At 56.9% G+C, this 9,732-nt stretch carries 6 protein-coding genes; all 6 read right to left on the bottom strand.

Annotated features, from left to right (window positions below):
- Positions 1–132: 132 nt before the first annotated feature.
- Positions 133–1,071: a radical SAM protein gene (locus VGK48_13810; GenBank protein ID HEY2382249.1), complete on the bottom strand. Its 939-nt coding sequence runs from the start codon at positions 1,069–1,071 to the stop codon at positions 133–135.
- A 126-nt stretch (positions 1,072–1,197) separates the two neighbouring features.
- The gene (locus VGK48_13805) at positions 1,198–3,633 is read right to left on the bottom strand and encodes a YfhO family protein (GenBank protein ID HEY2382248.1); all 2,436 of its coding nucleotides are present in this window, start codon (positions 3,631–3,633) and stop codon (positions 1,198–1,200) included.
- Positions 3,634–3,649: 16 nt separating this feature from the next.
- Positions 3,650–4,891, bottom strand: a complete 1,242-nt coding sequence (locus tag VGK48_13800) for a hypothetical protein (protein HEY2382247.1) — start codon at positions 4,889–4,891, stop codon at positions 3,650–3,652.
- 608 nt (positions 4,892–5,499) lie between these two features.
- Positions 5,500–6,294, bottom strand: coding sequence for a class I SAM-dependent methyltransferase (locus tag VGK48_13795; protein ID HEY2382246.1), 795 nt, complete (start codon positions 6,292–6,294; stop codon positions 5,500–5,502).
- 144 nt (positions 6,295–6,438) lie between these two features.
- On the bottom strand, positions 6,439–8,289 hold the full coding sequence (locus VGK48_13790) for a hypothetical protein (GenBank protein ID HEY2382245.1): 1,851 nt from the start codon (positions 8,287–8,289) through the stop codon (positions 6,439–6,441).
- Between the two features lie 290 nt (positions 8,290–8,579).
- Positions 8,580–9,732: DHHA1 domain-containing protein (locus VGK48_13785; protein ID HEY2382244.1), on the bottom strand; the 1,153-nt coding region annotated here is incomplete at its 5' end.

The following is a 9,732-nucleotide window of genomic DNA, read 5'->3' as shown; positions in this document are numbered from 1 at the left end:
AAAGGCGTCTTGGGATGATCCGGTGAATTCTCTTGAGAATACGGATCGACGCCATTCTCAGCGTGATTCGAGGGGGCCGGCAATCAGGGATTCCGGCTGACAAAACTTAGGCGAATGGTGTGCCGTGGAAATTCAGGCTAGAGGATGATGGAAATTCCACAAATCGCAAGGATGGACGCTTCCGTCCCAACGGATCTTCAACATATTCCAGGGAGCGGAACACGCCGGACCAGGCTGAGACGGAGCGACTGCGACAGGAAGCATCGGCGCGGGCCGCAGTTTTGCAGCTAAACGTTGCCAGACTGGAGGCTTCGCCGGATGGAATAATGCAGGAAAGCGCGGTGTGAAGCCGTATTCCCGGCATTTCTCTTGTGCCTTGATGAGCACGCTGTCCGTTTCTTTGGGCCAGTCGGACAGAAATTCGTGACGCATGTCCTTGGAATACGGAGAATACACGTGCGTGACGGTGAAGTCTTCGAGTCCCCAGCGGCGCGCGTATTCTATCAGAGGAATTAATTCGTGCAGAGTGGACTTCATCAACGTGTAATTAATCGAGATACGCGGAAGATCCATAGCGCCGCGGCCCAAAGCCGTTTTGCGGCGCACGATTTCATCGAGGCCTTCAAATACTGTCGAGATCTGGCCGTTTTTTCGCAGGCGGGCGAACGTTTCGGCGGCGAAACCATCGATGGAAACGTTCATGCCGAAAATGCCGGCGTCGAATATGGCGTCCAGCCGCTCTTTGGTAAACATCGTACCGTTCGTCGTCATCCGAACCGGCGGAGGGTTACTGTCGGCGATGGTCTTCATGATCCGCGCAAACTGAGGATGGAGGGTCGGCTCCGCCTCGCACGAGAGGGCGACTTCCGAAAGGTATGGAAACACTTCGGAAGCAATCTTTTCGAAGATGCCGACCTGCATGGATGCCGCCGGCTCGCCGAACGATTTTCGATCGTCCACCAATGCACATCCGATGCAATCCAGATTGCAGATGTTCGTGATGTCCATGCGAAGAATCAAGGACCGCGGACGCGGCATGTCGATAACCGGATGGAGTTCCATCTCCGACATCCTAACTCATAAACCGCCCTGCCCCGGGGTTACTTTTTTCCGGCGGCCCATTTCCGCAAGCAGCGGTGATTTCGGGTACATCCCTTCCCATGTATCGCCAGAATCGCAATGAGCGTGAGGCTTTGCCTAACTTTCCTCTTCCGCTGCTCTGTGCCTTCGCCGGCGCAGAGCAGTCGTTCGACCAACCAGCAATCCCGCTGCAAGTAGAATTGACAGAACCGAAATGATCAGACCAATCCGAAAACTCAACGGCCGGAATTCGAGCTTGATAGTGTGGGCCCCCGGGCGGAGTGGAATACCGACGAGAGCATAGTCCGCTGGAACGACTGCGGTTTCCTCTCCATCGACGACAGCCAGCCAACCGGGATAGAACGTTTGGCTGACGATAAGAACTCCCGGTTGAGCATTCTCAACAGCGAGGTCCATCCCATTCGTGCGTCCGGAAACAATGGAGACGGCATTCGGAACGTCGGGTACGGTAACGCCGTTCTGCGTGTAGGCTCCCGCGAGGCTTGGCGGTAGGGCCTGCAAGATGACGGATTTCTCCGGATCGAATGAGGGATCTTTTAACCGGAGCAGTTCCCGCTGTTCGTCAGGCTGAACTTCGATGGAACCCTTCGAGGCCGGCACGAAGAAACTGCGAGGCAGTACGTTAAGGTTTTCAAAAACGCTCACCGGTCCATCGGAAAACACGAGTTTGAAGCGGTCCGGCCTACCGTTAAGGGCCGCATAACTGTCGTTCCATGGCGTTCCCACAAGGTACTTGACATTGAGGAGATCCATGCGGCGATCAGGGGCGTTTGCGACCGATTTTGCGATGAGAGTTATGGTATGGGTGGCCGGCTCTTCAAGATCAGCCAGGAAATTCTTGAACCGGACGAGCGTCATATCGTACCCATTTACGGCTGCCAGCCCGTAGATCATCTCTGCATTGTTGATGTAGGTACTGTCGAGAGCGGCAACCCGGAAGCGGTATGGATCGGCGTGTGCTTTAAAAAAGTCAAACGTGGGCGCCTTCGGAAAGATTTCGCTGCGGCGCGCAAACGGCAGGATACCGGTGCGGAATGTACCCAGATCGACGGCCAATAGTAACAGAAGAAGACAAAAAAACGGCCTCGCATTCAGCGCGTTCGTTATTCGCAGTGCGATCAGTACGAATCCCAATATCAGGAACAGCGCAGTCGATTCGGGACCACGCAATGCCGGAACAACCGATCCTGTTGAAATCGCTATCCTCCAGATACACGCGGCCGCAAACGCCAGGGGAATAGCGATCGCACTCCACATCCACCTTCGAGAGATCGTAATTGCGGAGAGTTCGCTCTCCAAAGCCGTGATTCCCAGTCCTGCGAGGCCGGCCAGACTGAAGTCCACCAGCAGAAGCATGCGTCCATTCCTTACACCCGCCAACATAGGGATGTGATCTACGATCGAATGAACGGGCCACCAACCGTAAACCGTACAAGTGCCCAAGGCGCCTGCCAGCACCAGGAACCAGGCACTACGACGGTTCCGTGTAAACAGCGAGAGCGGCGCTAGAAGGAACGCAATCGGGGCCACATAGGCCGCGTTCTCGGGAATAAGCAGCCCTGCCGAATTTGGATTCGCGAGCAGGTCCCGCGAAAAGAACGCCAGGATCGAGCGGGTTTGCAACGGCGGCCAGTGCAGCGCAAGGCTGTACGGTAGAAGCGGAATCCACTCCAGTGTGGGCAGCAATTGCACGGCTGTGAGACCCAGCGAAAGCAATCCTGTTGCGGTAAACCACAGCAGAAGGCGTCCCGCGGGTCCCTTCTTCCAGCCGATCGCGATGCACTGCCAGATCGCGAACGCCGATGCCATGAGTATCACATGCAGAGCGGTCTCGGGATGGCCGGCCAGCACCGGCATTGCAAAGGCGAACGCGCTTACGATCATGTATCCGATCGACGGTCTCGAGCATAACCGGTTTACGGTCCAAAGGATGCACGGCAGCCAGATGGCCGTGTCCGCAAGGGAGCTGAACGACTGCCACGCCGCGAGAAAACCGCAGCAGGAAAAAATAATCCCTGCAGCAAATGCGCCGCTGCGTGAAGCTCCAATCGAACGTAGAAAGAGAACCGTGAAAAATCCGGACAACGCCAGATTCAACAGAAGGTTGAAAGTCCAGAACGTCGGCGGATACATAAGAAACAGAAGGAGATGAATCGGATAGAACAAAGCCGACTGGGCTTCAGCGAGAAAGGGCGTCCCTGCAAGAATCGCAGGATTCCAAAGCGGAAACTCGCCGCGACGAAGAGCCGCTTCCTGGAAAACCCGCCACGGATAAAAAAGGGTTACGGAATCACCGACTTCTGCGTGATGCGTCGTGTCTGGATAAGAGGCGCCGGTCCAAGGCGGAAATTGCGTAACCAAGTCCCTTGCAAAGGGCACCTTGCCGCGCAATACGGGATAATTCGTCCCCAGCGCAAGCGCGATAAATCCGCCAAAGGCCAGAAGGAGAAACAGACCCTCTCGACGGCCTTTGCGGATCTGGCTGTCGTCTGAATACGAAAATACTTCTTCAGTCTCTGTCGTTCTCCTCATTTGCCCACAAGCTTCCTTATAGTACGGGCCATAACGGATTGCCATCATGCGTGAGCGGTTCCCGTGGCCGAACGAGCCAACCCCGCGAATTTCCTGGTATATACGCGGGCCGGCACATCAGTCCGGCGAGCAACAAGAACGACGGCCAAAGCTGCAGAAACAATCGCTCCATCGAGGTTTCGATATGCCATTTCAGGTCTGCCGGCGTCGTCAGATATACAAAATAGTATCCGGCGCAAACGAAAAGCAGAGTTATCAGCAGCGTCCGCCATCCGTCACTCTTGAATATGCGCCGCTGAAAACCCCAGGCAAGGATCAAAGCCAGCAACGGAATGTACGGAGAGATGGCCCACCCTCCGGATGAAAAGATATATTTGCCCAGATAACTCAAGATCATCTCGTGCCGATCCAGATGAAGCATGAGTTGGAGCTTTCCCTCGTGATACGCGATGATGTAGTTCTGAACGTTGTTTGTCGCCTTGAAAACGATAACGACTATTAAAGGGACTGCAGCTCCTGCTCCAAAAGCCAACACCCGCCGCAGGGTCTCGGCGCTCTTGTGAATAACAGGCATGAGCAAAGCTATCGATAGCGCGATGATGAAAACGATGCCTTCATTCTTGGTCCACGCCGAGCAGCCGGCGAGAAACCCAGCCAGCATCATGATTCGCCGGCTCTCCGGCTCTGACTCATGCTCAAAATAAATCGCGATCAATGCCAGGCTTGCCAGGAAGAAAAATCCTACGGGTACGTCCGCATACTGCGACGTCGCATAGTTGAGATATGAGGGCGTGCCGATAAGTGTGAGTCCGAATAGCGTTCCGAGCCTCGCACTGCGCAGTTCGGCCAGCGTAAGTACGAGAACAGCGATCGAACAAAGGGCAAGTACCACTCCGAGCCATGCACCGGCCTCCGGTACTTCCATTCCCATATATCGCCAGAATCGGGCGGTTATCGAAGGCACCAGCAGAGGATAATCCCCGTGATAAGCGAATGGTAGAAAGGCGCGCCAGTGCGAGCCACCGCGATACAGAAGACGGGCTTCCCAGTTCCAGACCGCCCAGCCATCATAGGCTCCGTGTGGCGTTCGGGCGATTCTGATGCCGAAGCCCGCGAACACCAACGTCAGCGCAGGCAGCATGAGCGCGAGCGGCGAGCCCGGCCCGGCCGAGAGCCGGACACTTGCAAGAATCCGTCTCCCGTTGCGCCACAACAGCCAGGTACATGCGGCCGTCAGCAATACCTCTGCAGTGAACATTGGCCGGCGAAAGCAAAAGAACAAAATGGCGCAGATCCCGCAACCTGCCCCCGGCGCGATAGCCACACTAAGCCAGAACATGCGGCTCGGCAACAACGACGAAGTCAGGCAAAAGCCGGCAACGAACGAAATAAGGACGCTGACTGCAAATAGAATCAAATCTGAATTCATTGCGAAGGTTGATTCCTGCGGAAAAGGATAAGCCCGCTTCCAGCGTCATAAAACGGTGACAGTCCAGTCATTGGCGAAACTGGCGGTCCGTCCCAAAAGTCAGCGAGCACAAATTCAGTGTCGAGCCTGCCCCGGACCATGACCCACGGAATCATCACATACTGTGACTGTCCCCAGCGCTTCTCGTCATCGGGTGAGGGCGGCTGTCCACGGAGGGAGCTGTTCGTAACAAAGCCGATTTCGCCGGTATAACCCAGCGACAATAGATTCATCCGAATCCCGGCCATACGCGCTTCCCGCACTACCAACTCGTCAGCTGCCCGCGGGGGAAGATCCAGGCTCGCTGAAAAGAACGAAACGAGGTTCCAATACGCGCAGGCTACCAGCGCTGCACTCGCAATGAATGTGAGGGTTGGCCTGGCTTTGGTCCACACAAGTTACCCTTTTTCGCCGATCAGAATGATGTTCTTGCCGCACGGCGGGGTCGCCAGATTTTCAAGGGCCCTCGAAATAGGGACTACAAATCGATCGTGCATTCGGACTGCTTCGGGCCCCAGCTGTGTTGACTTCAGAAGACGGAACTTGATCCACCATGGAACAATCCCCAGGACATCGAAATAACGTGCCATCGGGACGGAAAATCCCGCAGAAAGGCACTTCGTCTTCAAATCCTGCAGGCTGTAACGTCGAAAATGCCCCATTTCCCGATCCATCGGACTCATCAGAAACGACAGGGCAGGCACGAAGATCAAAATACGGCCGCCGGAAGGAAGAGCCTCAAAGACCGAACTCAGTTCAGCCTCGTCTTCTTCGATGTGTTCGAGCACATTGATGTAAACCGCCGTGTCGAAAGAACGGGCTTTCATTCCAATTCCATCTGCCAATGCCTCCGTAAAAGTGGATTGGAGGAGTTTCAGATTACCTGCCGGAGCGAGGAGAGGAAGGTGGCTGGTCAGCCTGGAGTGCAGATTGGGCGATGGCTCTAATACGGTCAGATTCTCCGGCTTCGTTGCAAGAAACAGCTCCGAAAAGCTACCCGTGCCGGCACCCACCTCGACAATGCGCCGCCCGATAAAAGGCATAAGCATCTCCATGATCCAGCGCCGATAATTCGACGCAAAGGCCATGGCATCGAGGTCTTTACCGGGATACTCGATGTATTTCCGTGCAGTTGGTGCTGGAGGGGCGGGGGCCTGACGGTATTCTGCCGAGGTTGCGGGTTTCGGTGTCATTCGGTTTTGGAATCTCGCGGAACGAACTCGTTATGTTACAAAGAACGTTGAATCGGAATATATACCACAATGCAAGACTGCCACCCGTCATGCAATCCGTCATAATTCGACGAGTACGGTTTTCAATCGCGAATTTCCAATAGATCACACCGCGAGCAGCGCATTCCCGTGATGGTCATCGAACATCACGGGAAGCGTATGCAGCCAGTTCAGGAAGAGATGGAGGTGATCATCCGGGAGACGAAAGTAGTCGACCGTATCCGCGAGGCGCTGCCATTCGGAACTGCAGATCAGGATATGAGTAATTCCCAGCACATGGAGACGCTGTGTCCATACGGGTGGCCCGCTCCGTTGATCGAAGAGTTCGACCAATTGCCGGCCGTTGTATGCCGAAGGCGCGACGAAAGGAGCCTTTAACCACAGGCCTCGCGTCTCTCCGATCAGGAGCACCTTATCGCGCACGGGATCGAGTCTGGCATTCGCAAAGTCCAGAGCCTGCCAGGACGGGACGTTCGCTTGAACCACTTCCATTCGAACTTCCGCATTCGCGAGGGAGCGCCAGACCGGAAAAATTCCACTCAGGGAAGCGATACCGATCACCGCCGATATCACCGCGAGAGCCACCGCTGGATAGAGCGCTCTGCCCGCCAGGAGCGCGCCGGTGCACGCCAGAAGGAGAATAAGGCTTGCGGCGTTGTATCGGAGGAGTTCGACGCCCCGCGTCGGGTGTAAGAGCCCCCAGGCGATCAGTCCTCCGATGCCGATTACGGCATAAACACGCAGTCCTTTGACGCGATTCGAGAAGGCAGCAACGATCCCGGCCAACAGCACCGGAATGCCGAAGAGTCCGTTAGCGGGGAACATCAGCAGCGCGCGGAAAGGCGCTATCAACATCTGTGCGGGATGAAGAGCCGACAAGCCCGGCCCCGTTACCACGCTTTGCAGCACGGCCGCCTGGGCCGCCGACCACTCCGCTCCTCCGAGCAAACCGTGCATGAGCGGATACACCGGATTTCCGAAGGCCGCGAAGTTCCGGATCAGCCACGGAAGGGTCAGGGCCGACGCGATCGCGCCAACCGCTGCGGCTCTACGAACATCCACCCGTTCCCAGACCATGGCCGCAAGCACGATCCAGCCCACAAGGAGGATTCCCTGGTAACGCGATCCGACCACAAAACCAAACGCGATGCCGGCCAGGATCGCGCGGCTCCAGTCCTGCAGCCGGAACGCTTCCAGACACCAGACCGCGCCAAAAATGAGGAAGGCGGCAATGGAAAGATCGACGACACCCAGCGTCTGATGAATCCAGAACTCGGGATAAGCGGCAACAAACAAGGCGCTCAGGAGACCGGCACGAATTCCAAGTTCCAGACCGATCCGGGCGGCGGCCAGAAGAATCATGAATCCCAGAGAAGCCATCAACAGTTTGAACGTATTGCCTGTGGGATCCGCAACCCAGGACATGCCCAGCGTCAATTGCACCGCTTGAGGACTGTTTGTGAGGACGTTCCATGGAATGTGAACGAGGTAGCCCGCGCGCAGAAATTCGGCCGGCGCCAGAAGCTGATAAACCTGAGTGTCGTAAAAGGTGAGCGGTGTGAAAGCGCATGCCAGTTGAAGGAGCGCCAGGAGAGATACCAGCGCCAGGAGGAATCGATCGACGAGAGGCCAGCGTGATATTTCGACGCATTTGGTCCGGAGTCTTCCCGCGAGTCCCCGGAGATGAAGGACCGCCAACAACAGGCCGGCGGCGAGAATCGCGAAGACTGGAACCGGATGGAGCTCGTGCAGCCATGCCAGAGCAATGAAACCCGCGTACAAGCAAAGGCAACCTGTTACAACTCTGGCGGCAATGAAATCCGGCAACCGTTCTTGGGACGGCGACAACCAGCCGCAAACCAGAGATCCCCACCCCCAAATGGAAGCGAGATACAGCGCGGTGATTGTTCCGATCCGGAGAAGCTCATAAGGCAGGACGACCGTGTGGGAAAACACGGCGAGATGATAGGAGCGCGCCGCCGTTCAGTCAATGAGACTGTCAGGCGGAGCTCAATTCAGGCGAATCTACTGACCATTCCCCGCCTTTTCAAGGCGGGGTGCCCGAGCGATCAAACGTTAGAACGCTCGGGCGGGGCGGTTATCAAGGAACCGCGTAGCGCACCTTATTTTGTTGATGGAAGTTACGAACCGCCCCGTCTGCGCCCAAAGGATCGGAACCATTTTGTTAAGGGCGCAGCCACCCCGCCTTGGAAAGGCGGGGAATGGCCACCTCAACCACTTTTTGTTTACGCGCGGATCTGCTCCGCGGCAAACTGCAGCACCGCATCCGCCGAATCCGCTACCAGGCCGCCGCCCTGCGCAAGATTCGGGCGGCCGCCGCCGCGGCCGCCGAAGCGGTCGAGCGTTTTCTTCAGGAGGGCGTTCATGTCCGCGCCGCCGTCCGCAGAGCGCGCGAAGACGACTCGCAACTGATCCCCTTCGTCAGCCAGAAGCGCAACCACGCCCGGCCGCGCACAGATCTTTGCGGCTAGAACCTTCAGGCTTTCGATACCGCGGTTTTTGAACGCTCCGATCGCGAGGCCATTTTCCACCGGAAATGCCGCCGCCTCGTGGTCCATGAGCCGCGATTCCAGATCCTCGATCCTTTTCCGCGCGATCTGATGTTCATCCCACAACGTCCGCACGGCTCCGGCCGTTTCAAAAGGAGGCGCGGAAATCGCCTGGCTGATCGTTTCCAGCGTCCGATTGGCCTGACGTGCGTAACGAAGCACGCGGCCGCCACAAATGAACTGAACCCGCGTCTGTTTCTTCGCGCGTTCCAGGCCCGTGATAAGGATCGGACCAATTTCGCCGGTCATGTGCACATGCGTACCGCCGCAGGCCGAGCGGTCAAATCCGGAAATATCGATGACGCGAATCTCGCCCGTCCGCTCTGTCGGCTTCCGCAGCCCGGCATCCGCGATGTTCTCCTGCGTGAGATAGCGGACAGCGACGTTCCGGTTATCACCTACGATGCGATTTGCCAGGTCTTCCGCCTTTTCCGCCTGCTCTTTCGAGATCGCTTCGGCCGGCAGGTCGATGGTGCAGGTCACGGCGCCCAGATGAAAGCTGACGGTCGGCCACTGGAACAACTCGACGAAGGCCTGCGACAGCACATGCTGACCCGAATGCTGCTGCATATGGTCCGCCCGGCGCGCCGCATCGATGCGGCAGTGTGCGGGCCCGGGTTGGAGTTCCCGGTCCACAACGTGAACGACGATCCCGGCATCCTCTTCATCGATACAGTCCACCACCGCAGCCTCGTTGATCACACCGACGTCGTTCGGCTGGCCGCCCGAGGTTGGATAGAAAGCGGTCTTATCGAGCACGACTCCGATCCGATCGCCCACCGGTTTCGTCTCGACGATCGTGGCATCGAATTCGAGCAGATAAGGATCG

The organism is Terriglobia bacterium (assembly GCA_036496425.1).
Classification (GTDB): Bacteria; Acidobacteriota; Terriglobia; order 20CM-2-55-15; family 20CM-2-55-15; genus 20CM-2-55-15.
Note: the sequence above shows the minus strand (reverse complement) of the source record. Positions and strands in the feature narration are given on the sequence as shown.

Bases quoted from the DNA above. Each gene is read 5' to 3' on its own strand.
- VGK48_13810 (HEY2382249.1), bottom strand. From the start codon at position 1,071: ATGTCGGAGATGGAACTCCATCCGGTTATCGACATGCCGCGTCCGCGG.
- VGK48_13805 (HEY2382248.1), bottom strand. From the start codon at position 3,633: ATGAGGAGAACGACAGAGACTGAAGAAGTATTTTCGTATTCAGACGAC.
- VGK48_13800 (HEY2382247.1), bottom strand. From the start codon at position 4,891: ATGTTCACTGCAGAGGTATTGCTGACGGCCGCATGTACCTGGCTGTTG.
- VGK48_13795 (HEY2382246.1), bottom strand. From the start codon at position 6,294: ATGACACCGAAACCCGCAACCTCGGCAGAATACCGTCAGGCCCCCGCC.